This is a genomic window from Bacteroides sp. L008 (assembly GCF_040812255.1).
Taxonomy (GTDB): domain Bacteria; phylum Bacteroidota; class Bacteroidia; order Bacteroidales; family Bacteroidaceae; genus Bacteroides; species Bacteroides vicugnae.
On record NZ_JBFNXO010000001.1, the window covers coordinates 2,033,515 to 2,052,946 of the forward strand.

General features: G+C 41.4%; 9 protein-coding genes. 3 read left to right on the plus strand and 6 right to left on the minus strand.

The features are described from left to right. Window positions 1–6: 6 nt before the first annotated feature. Genes AB3G73_RS08300 through AB3G73_RS08325 form a run of 6 tightly spaced genes read right to left on the minus strand, consistent with a single transcriptional unit; the run spans window position 7 to window position 11,099 of the window. Window positions 7–1,518 carry a fimbrillin family protein gene (locus tag AB3G73_RS08300; RefSeq protein WP_367744474.1) on the minus strand — a complete coding sequence of 504 codons (1,512 nt, stop codon included), beginning with the start codon at window positions 1,516–1,518 and terminating at the stop codon, window positions 7–9. Between the two features lie 38 nt (window positions 1,519–1,556). Beyond that, on the minus strand, window positions 1,557–4,007 hold the full coding sequence (locus AB3G73_RS08305; RefSeq protein ID WP_195649453.1) for a polysaccharide lyase family 8 super-sandwich domain-containing protein: 2,451 nt from the start codon (window positions 4,005–4,007) through the stop codon (window positions 1,557–1,559). 21 nt (window positions 4,008–4,028) lie between these two features. After that, window positions 4,029–4,982 (minus strand): DUF5017 domain-containing protein, encoded by a 954-nt coding sequence (locus AB3G73_RS08310; protein WP_195649452.1) that lies wholly within the window; start codon window positions 4,980–4,982, stop codon window positions 4,029–4,031. 25 nt (window positions 4,983–5,007) lie between these two features. After that, complete coding sequence (locus AB3G73_RS08315) at window positions 5,008–6,633, minus strand: RagB/SusD family nutrient uptake outer membrane protein (RefSeq protein ID WP_367744489.1); 1,626 nt, start codon at window positions 6,631–6,633, stop codon at window positions 5,008–5,010. A gap of 23 nt (window positions 6,634–6,656) precedes the next feature. After that, entirely contained in the window at window positions 6,657–9,863 is a 3,207-nt protein-coding gene (locus AB3G73_RS08320; protein ID WP_229128615.1) for a TonB-dependent receptor, read from the minus strand. 54 nt (window positions 9,864–9,917) lie between these two features. After that, a complete protein-coding gene (locus AB3G73_RS08325; RefSeq protein ID WP_367745423.1) occupies window positions 9,918–11,099 on the minus strand; it encodes a glycoside hydrolase family 88 protein in 1,182 nt (393 codons plus the stop codon). A 255-nt stretch (window positions 11,100–11,354) separates the two neighbouring features. Here AB3G73_RS08325 and AB3G73_RS08330 point away from each other — a divergent pair, with 255 nt between their 5' ends. From AB3G73_RS08330 to AB3G73_RS08340, 3 genes are all read left to right on the plus strand, one after another. Continuing rightward, the gene (locus tag AB3G73_RS08330) at window positions 11,355–15,389 is read left to right on the plus strand and encodes a two-component regulator propeller domain-containing protein (protein WP_195649451.1); all 4,035 of its coding nucleotides are present in this window, start codon (window positions 11,355–11,357) and stop codon (window positions 15,387–15,389) included. A 106-nt stretch (window positions 15,390–15,495) separates the two neighbouring features. Further along, entirely contained in the window at window positions 15,496–16,623 is a 1,128-nt protein-coding gene (locus tag AB3G73_RS08335) for a glycoside hydrolase family protein (protein ID WP_148364863.1), read from the plus strand. Between the two features lie 286 nt (window positions 16,624–16,909). Further along, complete coding sequence (locus AB3G73_RS08340) at window positions 16,910–19,426, plus strand: DUF4955 domain-containing protein (protein WP_298044837.1); 2,517 nt, start codon at window positions 16,910–16,912, stop codon at window positions 19,424–19,426. Window positions 19,427–19,432 lie beyond the last annotated feature (6 nt).

Genomic DNA, 19,432 nt, shown 5'->3' on the forward strand with positions numbered 1-19,432 from the left:
CACTGTTTAATTCTCTTTTACCTTTGTCAAAGATACATGATCCAAATAGAAATTCGAATTGGTAGCCGTTGGATAGAAACCAATGTAGAAATCATCATAATCGGCTACAGAAGCATCCGTGGCGTCAGCATCCGCATAAGAAGCTCTTCCGCTTACTCCCATTCTCGCAAAATTATAAGTGACGGAATATTCCACGTACTCTGATGTTGCAGTTACTTCCTTGTAAGTCGGATATTTACCGCCTACAAGTACAGTCAATAATGGACATTTGCTTGTTGACGTTCTCACAAAGCAATTAATTTTTCCGGTTCCCTTTACTCTGAACTTCAGAATATATTCGCCTAGCTCTGCCTTACTCATTCGATACCCAACAAAAGACTGATACCATCCGGCTGTACCTCCGGTGTGAGACAGATATAACACATTATGATTCAATTGCTCATCTAATTGTATCGTCGAATTCCACCATACAGATGTAGCATTTACCGTTTTGAACCAACTATCCATAGGAATGCCACTATTAGCAGCAAACGGATTATTCCCAGCAGAGGCTTTCAAATCACCCAATAACAGACTGGAGATAGGTCTCACCAAAAAACTAGAGCCATTTCCTTGAATCACATTATCATCTTCTTCCCAGTCCTTAATAGGCTCTTCATCCATACTGATAAATTCAATCTTATCCAAGCTGACTTTAACCACTCCACTATAACGAATTCCACTCTTAATCTCCGATAACCAGCTCGCCAAACTGATCTTTTCTGTTCGTCCCCCCATTCCGGGAAGAACAATTTCGACGTAATATCCATTAGTGGCTGTCGACGGTAAGATACGTCCGGACGCTCCATTTCCCTCACTTTCCTCATACGCAGGAAGCAGAATGTCCTGCACATTTGTTATATCCTGAATACTTCCTGTCAACAGATAAAAATTCGCTTTGGTAGGCAGCCCCGTCAACTTAATGGTAGCATTTACCAAATACTCATCCTTTACTCCATCTCCGGCTTCCAACTCTACATTCAACTCTGCAACTACCGGACGAAGTTCCATCATTGTTTTCTTATTATCCCTATTCAATCCTTTACTATTATTGGCATACACAAAGCTGAAATTATCCGCTACTGTCTGATCCGCAATATTCAAAGGGTATAAGTCATCCTTTAGATTATCTTTATACGGGTAGTAAGCCACTATATCGACTTTACTTCCATCTTCAGGATAATACAGTACTTCATCTGTGGAAACAGGAGAAAAATATCCAACAGGATAAACAGTGGCTTTATGCTTTATATTATGATAGGGCATGATGATCTCCGTTGAATTGGCTTTCAGCATAGAAACACCGATCATCTGATTATTTTCCCATTGTACACCCGACTCATCCACATCAAATGTATACACTGTGCCCTGTATGACTGCGGGAGTTATGATCGCTTCCACTTTCTCATCATCGCTACACCCCGAAAAGATGCCAGCCGACAATATCACTAGAATCGAATAAAACAGATTGTTTTTCATATTGTATCTTATTTTATTATTAATCATTATAAATCTTCTCATAACGTAATATTTGCAGGCTTACCACAGAATGCACCCTGCGGCATTGCCACCGGAATATGTCTGCCGTTCCACTGAAGCACAATCTCTTTCAGCCCTGCATTCATGGCAGCATCTGTCACGGAAATGGTAATTTTCCCGTTAATATCCTCAATCAGTACCGTACAAGGGGCCGAAACTTCCAATCTTACATCACCCTTATCTAATACCTCCCCCGATTGATAGAAGACAGCTTCGATCACTTTGCCGTCTTTAGACTTTACAGCCTGCACTAATGTATCATTACGCAATACTTCAAAGGGTAATTCCGCTTCCGGCATTCCATCACCCGCATATACAACATACCCATAAGTATCATTCACCGGATTTTGTGTATGGTCAATCCATAAACGAAGTATGTCAACTTGCGATGGAAGATCTTTTATGCTTTTATTGGCTGAATTACGTTTTACCCAGTCCGTTTTCAGAGTCTCGCATATAAAAGATGCATTCTTGGTATACTGAGGCAATATGCTATATGCAAACTTACCTTTCTGCACCACCCAGAAAGATGTACCGTCTTTAGGAAAACTTTGCATGCCGGCACCCACCGGCAATATTTTACCATTGCTCCAAACAACAACTTCCGATTCCTTTTCAGGCTGGTCAATGGTAGTCCGGATAGTTCCCTGCATCTGAGGAGTCAGATTCGTTATTCCGGCACCCAAGGCTACCATATAGTCCTTCAACATAAAATAAGACTTGTATGCTTTCACTCCATAAAGTATCTCATTCTTAAGCGGAATATTTTTCTTTCTTTCAGATTCAATCTTATCCGTGGCATCCATTTTCTCAAAGATATATCCGGCAACAGCATTCTCTCCGCCATTTGTCGAAGCAGCCGCATAATTATGTTTACTGCAATATCCTCTCCAGTTAGTAACCGGAATTAATTTTTCCGCTCCCTCACGGGCGGTTACTCCCGGAGTCATAGTTATATCCCACGCTCCAATAGCTTTACGATATTCATTTCCACTTTTCTGAAATAAAGTCATGCCATCCGCAGGGTAAAAATTATACTCATCAGCGGCCGCCACTGCGCTTTCCAGTCCGTCACAACGAACAGATGCCATATTGACAATCATATGATAACGATCATTCTTCTTTATCAGGTCATCATTATTGAAAAACCAACGCGTACCATTATACATCCCGTCGGAATAGCCATTCATACTGATTAACCGTTTGCGGGCATCATGCAGAAAACAACGAAGTTCATTTTTCTGCACTGGCGTGAAAGAATCCGACCAATCTTTAAGCAACTTATCAACAATGGCCAGTGTACGAATATCAACTTTAGCCGGAGTGTAACGGGCCGTAAATCGGTCAATATAAGGAGTTATATTTCCTTTGTAGTAATACCAGTTACTTCCCCGGATAAAATTAAGCAAGGTTTCTATATTCTCATCGGTCAACTTCTTATCCCACGGGGAGTTCTTTAACGCACCCAAAATATTTAACGCATTAATTCCTCCATCAATAGGATATCCCCAGACAAGACACTGCATCCCGTGTCCCCAACCTGCGCCATCCGCCGTACAACCTTCTGTCCAGAAAGCGGTATTATATGTATTCTGTGAAGTATAACTTATCCCTCCCTGGGCTACCTGAACCAGCAGATCGACCATCGGGATAGATCTATACATCATAGCTACCGGCAATAACGGACGATATGCCAGCGCATTACCGCCTACCCACCATACATGGTTACGAAAACGTTCTATCTGTACTACATTTTTATCCGTCTCGTCATTCCGCAGGGGCTGTGTCCACGACTGAAGTGCCAGTGCTTTCAGCATTTCACACATATCAACCAACTGTTGATCTTTTGTTTTCCCGTTTTCCACCGCATCCATCTGTTTCAGGAAACAATAGTATATATTCACCGCAGCTGTAGGAATAGCAAAACAGGAAGCATGAAAGCGGTTCACCTTATTACTGCGGCTCACCTCAAGATTACCATAATAAAGTATAGACTTCTGAAGTTTACGAAACACATCTTTATCCAATGAAACTCCCATCCGGTCGTTGCGGAACTCTTCCGAAAGTTTCCATAGACGATTCATTGCATCTGTAATAAACAATCCCATCTCTTGTGCATCTTTCCCTTCAATCACCTTTTTTTCCCTGCCTGTCCAATCTGTAAATGTACCATCATCGTTCAGGAATGCAAGAATTTCAGGTACTGATATTTTTATCTTTGTTAAATCATATGCACGATAAGGAACTGTAGCATACTGATTCCGAAATGTCTTGATTGCCTTTTCTTTTTTATCATCTTTCACTTGTTGCGCATCCTTGGAATACCGATACAAATTATCAAACGATAACCGACGCTCCTCATTCTGAGCCTGAACAGCCAGAGCTCCTATCCAAAGAAGGACAATCGCATATATACAATTCTTTTTCATAACTAATCCTCTATTTACTGATCAATTCACGGGATTTTCTTTCACTAATATCTTAATCTCCTTTACCATGCTCTTTGAGTTCCAAGCATTCGAATTAGAGCCTACGAATGTAGCAGTATATTCACCCGGTTCGTTATACGTATAGGTATAAGACTGTGTTTTCATATTTAAAGACTTGATAGGAGTTCCCATATCCGGTGATACCGCAGTCAGATCTATAGCCTGACTAATCGCCCAGACATCGACATCCGACTTCAAATTGTCTGTTGTAGGCTGAAACAACAACGTAGTATTGCTAGCACTAAAATTAGTCTTTTTCGTAATTGCTTCAAAAGCATAATTAAAACCGAATTGCGATTTCGGATCATTCATTGTTGAGGTAGAACCATCTTTCAGTTTCTTCGACACAACTAAAGAGGTGACATCCACACGAGGATATGTATCCGCATCTGACGCAGCAACAGCATTATAATGGAAAGCCAGATAAAATTTCTTATCTTTATAAGCAGTAAGATCCATTCCGTCAGCAACCGTTTCCCTGCCACTGGCATCTGCACAAAGCGGAACTTTCAGATGCAGCTGTCCGTTTGCTCCGGATAAACATTGCCAGTCCTCCTCTTTTATTGTGGAATAATCTCCATTAAAACTCTCTGAGATGAAAATAGACATTGTCTCTTTATTACGATAAGGTACCCGTGTATACTGCTGCAATATTTCATATGACAATTCAGCCGATTCTATCTCCACCCGCAAACGGTCTTTATTTGCATATTTACTCCCATCCTCACCGGAATAAAAAACAATATAATCCGGATTTCCACTAAAATCAAAGGTAACAGGCTCACCTGCAAATATTTCCTGTATATCATTGGATAAAGTCACGCCAAAATCAACACAATCCACTTCGTCAGCATCACAAGAAGAAAGCCATACGCCTGTCATTATCAGGAAAGAATAAAAATATATCTTTTTCATAATTTCGTTACATTAAAAGTTAAGATCACCAATTCACATTTTGTCCACAGGTCGGATTAGTATTCAGTTCTGCCTGGGGTATAGGATAATAGATATGTTTTTCTGCCAGGTTAATAGCAGGCAATGCTTTCACAGTGGTCAGATCATATCCGATTTTTTTATTCTGACTATCCATAGACTGATCCTTCAACAAATTGATACGGTCAAAGAAATATTGTTTTCCCCAACGGCGAAGCTCCATATGACGAGGCACTTCAAAGCATAGCTCCCTTGTACGTTCTACTTTGATGGAATCGCGGAAAGAACTTTGAGTACAGTCTGTCAATCCGATCTCCGATATTCCCGCTCTTTTACGTACTTCGTTTATCGCATCCACAGCTTCTTTTGTCGGCGAACCAGCCACCTCATTAGCACACTCGGCAATCATCAATAACACATCCGAGTAGCGCATTACAGGAAAGTTGATAGAGGAACTATTCAAAGACCACGGACGAACCGGATCATATTCAGCTCTCCATTTTCCGGGATCACCATCTACATAACTGGCTTTATCACTGTCTGACAACATCACTTTTTTAACTTTACCATCCGTCGTCACATATTTATAATCCGCAAAGTTCCACCATTTACGGGCATCTGCATCTTCGAACATCTTAAAAAACAATTTGGTGCCATGATACCAGGCATATGCTCTCGGTACATCGGGATCAGTAGTCGTTTGCTGGCTAATGCCCATATAAAGTCCCACTTTACCGCTTTCATTGGTCTTATCCAAACCGTTACCATAAAATTCGACCTCGAACATACTTTCACGGTAAGTCAGGTCATACTTATTGGAACACATATTAATAAATAAAGCACGATAACCATTCACCCCGTCCTCGGTCGTCTTATATAGAGTATGCAAACCGCTGTCTCTCACTTTACGCGCCCAGATAAGTGCGTCCTCCCAAGTATCAGCCTCAACTGGATATCCCGCCTGCCACATATATGCACGTGCCAACAATGCCTGCACGGTAGTTTTCGCAATGCGTCCCGGTGCATTCAGTTCATCAGCCGGAAGGCAACCCGGTTCCGCTTCTTCCAAGTCCTTTATAATCTGCCTATAAATTTCCGGCTGGGAAGATTTCTTCAGTTGTTGTTGTGCCAAATCACGAACAACTTCCAGTCGCAAAGGAACCTCTCCCCAATAAGCAACCAGATTCATATAGAATAATGCTCTTAATGCTTTTGCTTCTGCCAGAAACATTGTTTTCTTTCGTGCACCGCCACAATCCGAATCCGTGCGTCCGGTAATAGAAGCAATATAATCATTCGCACGATTAATACCCTCATACAAATGTTGCCAGGTAAGCTGTAAATAGGGATCCGTATTATTATAATTATTGAGTGAAGGCAATGCCTTGCTTTTATTATAATCGGCGCGATATACAGTAAGATCTGTTCCGGCGTCCAACTCTCCCCAGATATTCAGTCCATAAACACCTTCTGCTCCCAAACGGTCATAAATCCCGGCCAAACCTGCCATGCAACTATTCTCATCATGATACAGGTTCTTTTCATCCAGATTGCCATATACCTCCGTATCCAAAAAACTACAAGAGGAAAATACTAAGGTTACTCCTATAATATATACTATTTTTTTCATCATATTCTGTTTTTATACCTGTTAAACTATAATCCTAACTTCACACCGAATGTAAAAGAAGTCGTTCTCGGATAAGCCGAATAGTCAAATCCACGAGTCATTGCCGAATTCCTGGTTGACACTTCCGGATCATATCCGGTATATTTGGTCCATGTCCACAAATTCTGTCCGCTAAGATACAACCGCAAGGAACTCAATTTAAACTTGCGAATCAGCTTTACAGGGAAATTATAACCTAACTGCACATTTTTCAATCGCAAGAAGGATGCATCTTCTACGACACGACTTGTATTGATGTCGGACAGTCCGCCATCTACCCTCCATAAATAATTCGTATAATTTCCAGCTGCATAAGTTCCGTCACCATTGTCTATACGAGGTGTCCAATGATCTTTTGCAGAAGCAAGCATATTGGTATGGCGGACACCATTCATATTCTCCAGTTTGGCACGATTATAATTGATCACATCATTACCATAAGACCATTGAAAGAATACACTCAAGTCAAAGCCTTTGTATTCGAAATTATTAGTAAAACCACCCGTATGAACCGGCAGCCCGTGACCAATCACTGTCATATCTTCAGGCGTCACCTTTCCGTCTCCATTAATATCTTTCAGTTTCATATCCCCCGGTTGAATGGTATTACGTTCCTTTGTATTGTTGGGTATTCCATCTTTCAGCACAAATACATTGGGAGAAACTTCATTAAAATCCTCATATTGATAAACACCATCATATACATATCCGAACATCTCCGAAAGAGGATGCCCTATACGGGCAATATAAAGATTAGACAACTTGGGAGAATCCAGCCCTGAAACCTGATAATCCTGATCGCCCGACAGTCCGGTAATCTCATTTCTATTGAAGGAGATATTAAAATTTGTTGTCCACTTGAAACGCCCCCTGCCACCTACTAAGTTGACCGTATTGATTGATATTTCCAATCCACGATTGCGCACACTACCTATATTCTGCTGTATTTTATCAAAGCCGATAGACAACGGGACTTCCGCATACAACAACAAGTCCTTTGTTTGTTTATCGTAAATATCTACTACACCGTTAATACGGTTATTAAATAATCCAAAGTCCAATCCTATGTTTGTCTGATAAGTGGTTTCCCACTTCAGGTCTTTGTTCGGCATTTGAGAAATATAAATTGCCGGATTATCTATAGAGTTATTAAAAGCATAATTCTGATCGCCTAAATAAAGCAACTGGGAAGGATAATAATTCTTCGTATTGTTATTACCGGTAGTTCCCCAACCCACTCTGAACTTTAAATTCGACAGCCACTTGCGACTTCCCTGCATGAACGCTTCTTCTGAAACACGCCATCCGAAAGAAGCCGAGGGGAAATATCCCCACTTATGATAAGGAAAACGGGAACTTCCATCCGCACGCATCGTTGCCGTCATCAGATAACGGGATTTCCAGTCATAGTTGAAACGGGCGAAATAAGACATCATACGGTCTTCAAAATTAGTCGAAGTAACCTTGTCAGGTGTTCCATTCGAAATTCCCCAAAAGCCGAGTCCATCCCACGGCACCATCGTCGAACTGGCACCTAATGTAGAGATTGTTTTGCTATTCATCGAGGCTCCGAGCATGGCAGTGATATTATGACTCTTGACTCTCTTTTTATAAGTCAACGTATATTCATTAGACCATCCATCCCACTCCCTAAAACTAAAATTACCATTTGAATGTTTGGCAGAATAACGCGGATCTCCCCAATAGGTATCCGCATTATTAAATGCCTCATTCCGGTCCTGACGCCAAGTATAAGCAAAAGTAGCTTTGAATGCCAGATCCTTTAGAATATCCCATGATAAATAGGCATTCAGATTCAACTGACGGCTGCGCACTTTCTGATACATATTTTCTATTGTTTTCAAAGGATTATACGGATAGTTCGGATTTTCAGCTAACAAAGCGTCCTCCGATTCTTCCGAATCGGCATAAAACACTGGACGATAAGCCAGTACCTGATATAGAAAATACTGCGTACCACCTGCGTCAGAACCCTGTGAAGGCGCCGTACCTTTTGAAATATTATTAGCAAAATTCAAGCTACCGCCGAATTTCACTTTCCTGGTAATCTGCTGGTCTAGTGTCAGACGTGCTTTCAAGCTCTCATAAGAAGAGTTAATGATAATCCCCTGCTGGTTATAATAAGACAAACTGGAACTATATTTCGTATTTTTAGTACCGCCCGTCAATGAGATATGATGACTGGTCATGGGCGCATTACGGAAAACCTGATCTTGCCAGTTGTACGAAGGCACTTTATCATAATCGCTCAAAATACGGTTACGTCCCAACGCTTCATCATAACTATAATATGTTCTATTCATTTCAGAAACAGTCAATACCTCCTCCTGCATGGCAACATAGTCTCTCCCCTGAAGCAGCTCCATGCCCTGCGGTTTCAATTGGTAAGTCACATATCCATCATACGTTACTTTCGGAGCACTTTCCGAACCACGTTTCGTTGTAATAATAATGACTCCGTTTGCCCCACGTGCTCCATAAATAGCCGTAGCAGAAGCATCCTTCAATACATCAATCGATTCAATGTCATTTGAATTCAGTGAAGCCAGATTTCCATCTTCCGTAGCAAAACCGTCAATCACATATAAAGGTGCGCCATCACTGGAGTCCGAAATTGTATTACTACCACGAATCACAATATTAGCCTCGGCTCCGGGTTGCCCGTCAGAGGAAACAACTTGCACACCGGCAACACGTCCACCCAATGCCTGGTCGATGGAAAGTACCTGCGCTTTCGTTAAATCATTCATATCCACCTTTGCCACCGATCCGGTTAAATCACTTTTTTTCACTGTTGCGTACCCTACAGCAACAACTTCATCCAAGGCAACACCATCTTCTTTCAATGTCACATTCAGTACCTTTTGATTTCCTACCGTCACTTCTTTAGTCGCATAGCCTATAAACGAGATGACTAATACTGAAGATGATTTAGGAACAGAAAGTTTGAACCGTCCATCCATATCGGAGATGGTACCGGTCGTTCCTCCTTTCACTTTAATATTCGCCCCTATAATGGGCTCTTTCGATTCATCCATCACCCTTCCACTGATTGCAATCTGTGCAAAGACAACGGTGAAAGAACAAAGCGTCATCAGCAACAGACAGACGCGTCTTGTGATTTGTCGATTCTCCATAATATAATTCAAATTGGTTATTAATCTATTTTTCATTCTTAGTATTCTATCGATTTAATATGCCGGTTTCTCAAGAAAGCAAACGGAAAATTACAGTACTTTCTTGCAAACTACTTGTTTTTCCATCTCCCGCTTACGACTCAAGGCTTCCAGAAAATAATAATCCGCATAATTCAATGGAACATCTACCTCCGCATTATGAGGTATGCTGCCTACCGAATGCATTAAAATAAAATTCCCGTTTTCTCCTACTTTAGCACGGTAGGCAGGAGTGCTTAATGAGGCCAGTATTTTGTCGGCTGTCTTTTTATAACGCGGATTAGGCAAATACATGCTCAGCTCATAAAGAGCTGCAGCAGTGATAGCCGCTGCTGAGACATCCCGTGGCTCATTAGGAATATTCAATGCATCATAGTCCCAATATGGTATCAAGTCGGAAGCCAAATGCTTATTCGTAAATATGAAATCATATATTCTACAAGCCTGCTCCCAATACTCCGGTTTATGTGTATAACGGTAACAAACCGTATAACCATAAATAGCCCATGCCTGCCCTCTTGCCCAGGCAGACTCATCAGCATATCCCTGGGCTGTCTGCCTACTGCGTACAGTACTAGTTTCCGGATCATAGTCTACTACATGATAACAGCTGCCATCAGAGCGGAAATGTTCTTTAAGTGTCCGGTCGGCATGACTGACTGCCATATTATAATAGGTGGAATCACCCGACAAGCGGGTCGCCTCGAAAAGAAGTTCGAGATTCATCATATTGTCTATAATAACGGGACATTTCCATCCTCGTTGTGCCTGCCAGCCCTTATCCGCATCCCAAGACTGTATAATTCCAGCTCCGGACCGGAAACGTGTAGAAAGCGAACGCGCTGTTTGCAACACAACCGACTTATAATCTTTCTGTCCCAAACGCATTCCATTAAGATAACTGCATCCTACCATAAAACCCACATCATGATGCCATGTAAGATACTGCACGGAATCGAGTGATTCCGTATATTTCACAGCCAGTTTCTCCCACTTTTCATCTCCTGTAAGCTGATACAAATACCACATACTGCCAGGGAAGAACCCACTGGTCCAATCATCATAAGAAGCATAAACCACTTGTTGCTTTTCGTCCAAAGTCTTCGGATTCATTATGCAGTCACTTGCTTCTATCCGGTTGGTCATCAAAGAATATTGGGAAACGGCGTTTGATATATTTTCTGTTACCATATCTTCCGTTGCAGCCTTTTTCAAGTTACATCCGGCCATCATAAAGATGGAAATTCCCGCCAAAGTCAAGACTATGCTGTTCATATGCTGTAAAGATTTAAATGAATGATATCGCAAATGTAGGTATTCATAAAAAAGAGGCCGTTAGCTATGCATACAAGAATCATACTCTGTACGTACATCATCCCTGCAAACTGCAAATGTACTTATATTACACATTTTATGTACTCATACAACAGTTGCATATCTGCAAAAAGAACGTATATTTGCATAGCAAATTCTAGAATTCTAATACCTATGACTATCAAGAAACATCTATGTCTCATTTGTTTCCTGCTTATCCATATTATCAAAGGACAAGCACAGGATATCTCTTTCAGACATCTCACAAATAGTGACGGACTCTCTCATAATGCAGTCATGACGATGTATCAGGACGAACGAGGATTCATTTGGATAGGTACACGAAACGGGGCTAATTTATATAACGGGCATGAATTCAAAATATACAAATCCCAGAAAAACAATCCAAACAGTCTGATCTACAACAACATCAGACAGATAACAGGTAATGGCAACGGGGAGATTTATTTCATGACTCCCAAAGGGGTATCTGCTTTCAATATCAGGCTTAATAAATTCACCACACTGATACAAAAAGAAATACGGGCCATGTTTTTCCATAAACAATTATATATTGCTTACAACAACTGTGTCTATAAATACGATGGGAAACAATTTAATACATATTATGAATTACCAGAAAAGCGGACTCAAATTACTTCCCTTCATATAAGTGAAGAACGTGTACTCATTGGTACCGAAACCCAAGGGCTGTTCAGTTTAGAAAAAGGCAACCTGTCACACCTCATTCCCAAAGGGAATATCTCTACAATCTTTCAGGATTCATCCGGACAATACTGGATAGGAAGCTGGGAACATGGACTTTTCACAATGAACGGAACTACAATCAAAAACTTCCGTCATCAGGAAAATGACCTCTCAACTATCAGTTCTAATTTTATCCGTTGCTGTATCGAAGACAAACAGGGGAATATATGGATAGGCACTTTCGACGGATTAAACATGTTTCATCCGGCTACTCAAACATTCACTTATTATTTGAAACACGAAAAAGGGCTTAGCCATTCCTCCATCTGGAGCCTTTTGTGTGACCATCAGGGTAGTATCTGGGCAGGGACCTATTTTGGCGGAGTCAATTATTTCAATCCGGAAAGTCAGATTTACCATCAATATCGGACATCGGACGTAGCAAATGAAGGATTGAGTTCTCCTATCGTAGGATGTATCATAGAGGACGGCCAGAATAACTTATGGATAGGAACTGAAGGCGGAGGACTGAACAAGTACAATTTGACAAGCCATCAATTCGAATGGTATAAACACGACAATAATGCCAACAGCCTTTCGCACAATAATATAAAATCACTCTATTATGACGCTCATCGCGAAGTGTTATGGATAGGTACGCACATGGGAGGACTGAACAAAATGGATTTAAAGACCAAACGGTTCACCCGATACAAATCTAAAGAGGGTGACAAAAATTCACTTCCTTCTAATATTATCAGGGATATTGTTCCTTATAAAGACCAGCTGCTCATTGCAACCAATATAGGGGTTTGCCTATTCCATCCCGAATCGGAAAAAGTGGAACGCCTGTTTCAAGAAGAACCAGACAAGATAACATATGCCGGAGGTCTCTTCATTGATCACCGCAAGACACTATGGATATACGGAGGAGGTGACGGGATATTTACCTACCAGCCAGATAGTCATAAAATGACAAACTATAAGCATAACCATGCTTTGGAACATAGTATCAGCAGTAATAGTATCAACCGGATCTATGAAGACAGCCGCCACCGTATATGGATATGCAGTAATGATAATGGCATTGATCTCTACCGGTATGAAACGGATGATTTCATTAACTTTGATGAAGAAAATAATGAGTTAGCAAGCAACTGTGTGTATGACGTATGTGAGTTGTCTCCGGATAAATTACTGTTCACCACAGATTTAGGTTTTTCAATTCTGGACTACCCTACCCAAAAATTCACGAATTACAATCAAGAGAATGGTGTACCCCTATCCGCCCCTAACGAACGTTCTTTATACAGAACCCGCCAAGGAGAAATCTTCATAGGAGGCATTGACGGAATGATCTCTTTTGAGGAAAAAGACATTGATTATGCTCCCGGAGATTACACGATATCTCCATTCCGTCTTTTAGTAAACGGACAGGAAATTAATGCGGGAGACCAAAGCCATATACTGAAAGAAGATTTAGGTTCCACCCGAAAGCTCATACTCAAAGCCAACCAGTCCATGTTTAGTATCGAATATGCCATATCCAATTATATTCCGGCCAATAAAGACCAACTGGAATATTTTCTGGATGGATTCTCAAATACATGGACCAGTACACGCGGACAACATACAATTACATATACAAACCTGAATCCCGGTGAATACACACTATACGTACGCCTTAAAAACAACCATGCGCATATACCGGCACATCAATTGAAGATCGTTATTCTTCCGCCGTTCTATAAGACTGTTTGGGCCTATTTATCATATATTCTGATTATTGGCGCAATTCTTTATTTCCTTATACGCACTTACAATAACCGGATCAAATTGCAGGAATCATTAAAGTATGAACAAAAACGTACTGAAGACATCGAACAGCTCAATCAGGCCAAGCTGCGGTTTTTCACTAATATCTCGCATGAATTCCGTACACCGCTCACGCTAATTATCGGGCAAATGGAAATGTTACTGCAAGTCCGTTCGTTTGCACCGACCATCTATACTAAAATTCTCGGAGTATATAAAAGCAGCCTGCAACTGCGTGAGCTGATAACAGAGCTTCTTGACTTCCGAAAACAGGAGCAAGGATATATGACTATCAAAGTAAGCGAACATAACATTGTCGATTTTATTTATGAGAATTATCTACTCTTCCAGGAATATGCCGTACAAAGAAAAATAACGTTCAGATTCCAGAAAACAAACGATATAATAAACGTATGGTACGATGCTAAACAGTTGCAGAAGGTCATGAATAATCTTCTGTCCAATGCCTTTAAGTATACGAAAGAGGAAGGAGAGATTTCCGTATCGGTACGGAAGGGCAACCGGGAAGTCATCATTGAAGTTACCGATAATGGAGCAGGTATTTCTCCACAGGATATTGACAAGATATTCAACCGCTTCTATCAAACGGAACAAATGGATTCTCCCATCCATGCCGGAACAGGTATTGGTCTGGCTCTTACCAAAGGTATTATAGAATTGCATCACGGCAGTATCGAAGTATACAGCGAACAAGGAGAAGGAACTACCTTCTGCGTGCATCTCAAAAGTGGTAACGAGCATTTCAGTCCTGAACAAATCAGCAAACATCAGGAAGAACCGCAACAAGCAGTTGAAGAGGGACCTCACTCTCCGGAAACCGTACAACAACTTTTATCGGATCAGGAAGTCATGAATAAAGAGTCTATCGCACAAAGCAGAGAGGTTAAAATTCTGATTGTAGAAGACAATGAATCGCTGCGAGAAATGCTTGTTAAAATATTCGAGGTATTCTATACGGTCGATACAGCGGCTAATGGACAGGAAGGCTGGGAAAAGGTGCAGGCAGGACAGCCCAATATCATACTTAGTGACATTGTTATGCCTGAAATGTCCGGTACGGAGCTTTGTAAACTAGTAAAGAATAACATAGACACATGTCACATTCCAGTAGTATTGCTCACGGCACGTACAGCCATCGAGCACAATCTGGAAGGGTTACGTTTGGGAGCAGATGATTATATTACTAAACCATTCAACATTAATATCCTGCTTTCACGATGCAACAATCTCGTGAATAACCGCCTTATGCTGCAAGAAAAATTCAGCAAACACCCGCAAACGGTTCCACAAATATTGGCAACCAACCCATTAGATAAGGAATTGGTTGATCAGGCCATGCAAGTCATTGAGAAACATATAGATGATGTTGAGTTTAATGTAGATATCCTAGCCCGTGAGACAGGTATAGCGCGTACCAAATTGTTTACCAAGCTAAAAGCTATTACAGGACAGACCCCATACGATTTTATCCTGACCGTACGGCTAAAGCGGGCGGCCATCATGCTCAAGGAAAACCCTGAATTCAACATCTCCGAAATCTCCGACCGTTTAGGATTCTCTTCTCCCAGACAATTCAGCAAATGTTTTAAGGAAAAATATCACATGATACCTCAAGCATACCGGAAAGGGGATAATAAAGAAGAACAGGAAAGCGAAAACGGATAGCCTGTACGCAGACAACACTATTCATGTACAGATGACACACTTGATTCTCATTAAAACAGACTTTATTTGCAATAATAAAGATAGTCTATAATTTAAGTAAAAAAACATGAGAAAGCAACATTTATATGTCTTATTATGCTTCACTGTATTGGGAAGCACTGTATTTGCGCAGAAAATAGAAAACCTGACAAAGTTGAAACGGCAATCGGAGAATGAGCTATTCCATCATCTGGGACAGGCTCCACGCACACCGGCGTTTGAATCCGAAGGATATTGGGTATGGGGAAGTTCTGTTATAAAAGGAAATGACGGAAAATACCATATGTTTGTTTCCCGTTTTCCGAAATCTCTTCCTTTTCATCCCGGCTGGATGGTAGCTTCAGAAATAGTTCACGCAATATCCGATACCCCCGAAGGACCTTACAAATTCAGTGACATCGCACTACCCGCCCGTGGAGCACAGTATTGGGACGGACGCTCGACACATAATCCGCGTATTCTGGAATACCAGAATAAATATTACCTGATATATATGGGATCTACACATCCTTTCGCCAATCCTACCTATGACCAGTTGACACTGGACAGCCCATGGTGTACTGTCGGACGCTCCAATAAACGCATCGGACTGGCTATTGCCGACAGCCCATATGGTCCTTGGAAACGTTTCGACGAACCTATATTAAAAACAAAACCCAATACTTTCTATAGTTTTCTTGTATCCAACCCTTCTCCTATCATACAGGAAGACGGTTCGGTAATGATGATCTTCAAAGGAAGAACGTATGTCGGAGACGATAAGTTCTCGGACATGGCGCTTGGCATGGCATATGCTCCGTCCATCGAAGGACCTTACACAGTACTCAACAATGGCCAGCCCATCTTTCAAGTGGACGGACAAGGAGAAGCGGAAGACCCGTTCCTTTGGAAAGACAGCAGAGGATACCATGCAATCTTTAAAGACCATGTTGCTAAATTTACCGGAGAAAAAGGCGGAGGTGTAATGGCTCACTCCCCAAATGGTATTCAGTGGACGATAGACAAAGATCCCAAAGCCTACTCACGTACTGTAGAATGGGAAGATGGAAAAGTGGAAATGCAAGGACAACTGGAACGCCCGTTCCTGTTATTCGAAAATGGGAAAGCGACTCATGCTTTCTTTGCAACAATGAATGGTGCCGGCGGATTTGACAATGCAACCCAATCATGGAACATGGTTATCCCGATAAAATAAAGACTCCCCCCTTTCGATACAGTCAACAGATCTGAAAAGAGATGTAACTTAGCACTTGAAGCCATGCAGTAAATTTGCGATGTAGATAAAAACTCTATGTCGCTTTTTTTATCCGGTTTCCATTCCGTTCATAACGAGTTCCCAATGTTCCGTTTTTATGCGGTCAACGTACATTGATCTTATTTTGTACTCTAACGTATGTTCTTAAGTACGCTGCACGCACCTGTTTTTTACCCAGATCAAATACATTTGCCCCCAGCAAAATTACCCACAAAAATAAAAACGTATGAAAAACAACAAAAGCATTAAGTACCTTTGGGGAGGTTTCTTCTGCTTGTTCTTCCTGTTCTCGTGTCAAGACACTGACGAATTGAGCAAAGAAATCAACCTGCTAAAAGACCGTGCAGTCGCTTTGGAGACTGCGACAAAGAGTCTTAACACTTCTCTCGAAAGCCTACAGGCTTTACTGAAAGCTGATATAATCGTAGGAGTCACTTATGTAGGCGACAAGTACCGGATTGAACTAAATGATGGTTCTACTATTGAAGTGGTACAAGCTTCTAAAGTAAATCTATCCATTCCCCTACTCTCTATCAGTAAAGAAGGATTCTGGGTTTTCAGTACAGACAACGGAGTTACATTCAATTCTTTGACTGACGAAAAGGGAAACAAAATTCCGGCTACGGCAGAAAGCGCAGACAAAACCGCTGTTACTCCACTATTAAGAGTCAACTTAGATGGATTCTGGGAAATCAGCACGAATGGGGGCGCCACATATAGCCTCTTGGGTGGTAAGGAATGTACAGCCATAGGAAAAAACGGTGTAAGTGAAGACGGAGTATTCAAAGAAGTTGTTTACGACTCTGAAAAGGAAATACTAACCGTCACCCTGACAGACGGTCAAGTATATAAAATACCTTGTACGGAAAGTTTCTATCTAAGAATACCGGGGACAAGTAAACAACAAGTATTCCCATTGGGTGAAAAACGCGTATATGAAGTAGAACAAAACGAGGTGTCCGCCGTCACTATCCTTGCACCGGATGACTGGCAGGCAGATCTCGAAGAACAGCAACTTACAATTATTGCTCCGTCAAACACATCAGTCGAGAAAGAAGAGAATATTAAAATTATATATACTTCCATACAAGGTTATCTTCGTATGACGACTATTTCCGTAAAATTGCTGACCACCGGTTTTGATGCGAACGCCACCTTGGCATGGAATCGTTTTGCCACCAACTCTCCGGAAAATATTCTGCTCGATTTTTCATATGCAGGTTACAAACACGGTACAGAAGCTCCTCCCGCCGTTCATTTAAAAAGTAATGACTACACCGTTTATAACGTAAAGGACTATGGTGCCAAAGGCGACGGCAAAACGTCAGACCGGGAAGCGTTGTTAAGTATCACCCAATTATTCAAGTATCAGGCCAATGCAAAAGCCATCATTTACTTCCCGGAAGGAGATTATGTGCTGCACACCGCTGCCGATGATGAAAACGGAGTTTCAAAGCCAATTGAGATAAATTTCGGAGGATTTGTACTCAAAGGAGCCGGACGTGATAAAACCATTATCAGAATGGCTGACCGCAATGTAAACGTAGCTAATTCCACTCCTCCTGCCATGATTAATATCAAACATACGGTAGATCTTCAGAATCCGGTCAGACTGACCGGTGATGTTGCTCCCAAAGGAACATTTGTCATCAATGTGGCAGATGCCAGTTCTTTTAGTGCAGGACAATGGGTATGCTTAAGATTGATTGATACCAGCCCATCTCTTATCAACAAGGAACTGACGTCTATTACAGCCGACGGGAATGTGTGGAACAAAACAGCCAACTCACAATGGACTAACCTTACTAATTCCGGTGTACAGGTATATGACTATCATCAGATAGTCAATAAAAAAGGAAATGAAATTACATTTGCAGAACCATTGATGCATGAGGTAGACCCTCAATGGAAATGGGAGCTATGCAAATTCAATTATTACGAGAATATAGGCATAGAAGACCTTACGTTTGCAGGAAACACACAACCCGGATTTCTTCACCATGGTAATAATGGAGGAGATGACAATGACTATAAGCCGATTGGCATGATGCGTCTGGTAAACTCCTGGATACGCCGTGTCGACTTCACTAATATAAGTGAAGCACTTAGCATATCATCATCTGCTAATATTTCAGCATATGACATTGAGATAAACGGCCATCGTGGTCACTCTGCCATTCGCTCGGGAGGATCATCCAGAATATTCATCGGAAAAGTTCACGACCATAGCAACGGATACATCGCCATTGATGAGAACACAACCGGTACTTATCTTGATAATGCCGGACAGTTTCATGGTTGCGGGGTATCCAAGCAAAGTATGGGTACCGTTATCTGGAATGTCACTTGGGGGGAAGACGCGTGCTTCGAAGCGCATGCCACACAACCACGGGCTACTTTATTCGATTGCTGCAATGGAGCATTTATCAAATTACATCAGGGCGGTGCCAAAAGTGAGCTACCCAATCATCTGGACGATCTTACCTTATGGAATTTCAACGCAACTAATACAAACAGTGTGTCTCAAGGTTCTTTCACATGGTGGGACGGAAACTGGACTTGTTTCCTACCTCCTACAATCGTAGGATTCCACGGTCCCGCTGCCAGTCAGTTAACTTTCTCAGATAACGAAGTCAAATTAAACGAATCTTACAACACTGCCGTAGAACCTTATTCACTCTATGAGGCACAGCTTCGTAAACGTTTGGGATATGTACCCGCTTGGATTAACTCATTAAAATAAAAACAA

Excerpts from the sequence above, each read along its gene's own strand:
- AB3G73_RS08315 (WP_367744489.1), bottom strand. The coding sequence starts at position 6,633 with ATGATGAAAAAAATAGTATATATTATAGGAGTAACCTTAGTATTTTCC.
- AB3G73_RS08310 (WP_195649452.1), bottom strand. The coding sequence starts at position 4,982 with ATGAAAAAGATATATTTTTATTCTTTCCTGATAATGACAGGCGTATGG.
- AB3G73_RS08320 (WP_229128615.1), bottom strand. The coding sequence starts at position 9,863 with ATGAAAAATAGATTAATAACCAATTTGAATTATATTATGGAGAATCGA.
- AB3G73_RS08300 (WP_367744474.1), bottom strand. The coding sequence starts at position 1,518 with ATGAAAAACAATCTGTTTTATTCGATTCTAGTGATATTGTCGGCTGGC.
- AB3G73_RS08305 (WP_195649453.1), bottom strand. The coding sequence starts at position 4,007 with ATGAAAAAGAATTGTATATATGCGATTGTCCTTCTTTGGATAGGAGCT.
- AB3G73_RS08325 (WP_367745423.1), bottom strand. The coding sequence starts at position 11,099 with ATGATGGCCGGATGTAACTTGAAAAAGGCTGCAACGGAAGATATGGTA.
- AB3G73_RS08330 (WP_195649451.1), top strand. The coding sequence starts at position 11,355 with ATGACTATCAAGAAACATCTATGTCTCATTTGTTTCCTGCTTATCCAT.
- AB3G73_RS08335 (WP_148364863.1), top strand. The coding sequence starts at position 15,496 with ATGAGAAAGCAACATTTATATGTCTTATTATGCTTCACTGTATTGGGA.
- AB3G73_RS08340 (WP_298044837.1), top strand. The coding sequence starts at position 16,910 with ATGAAAAACAACAAAAGCATTAAGTACCTTTGGGGAGGTTTCTTCTGC.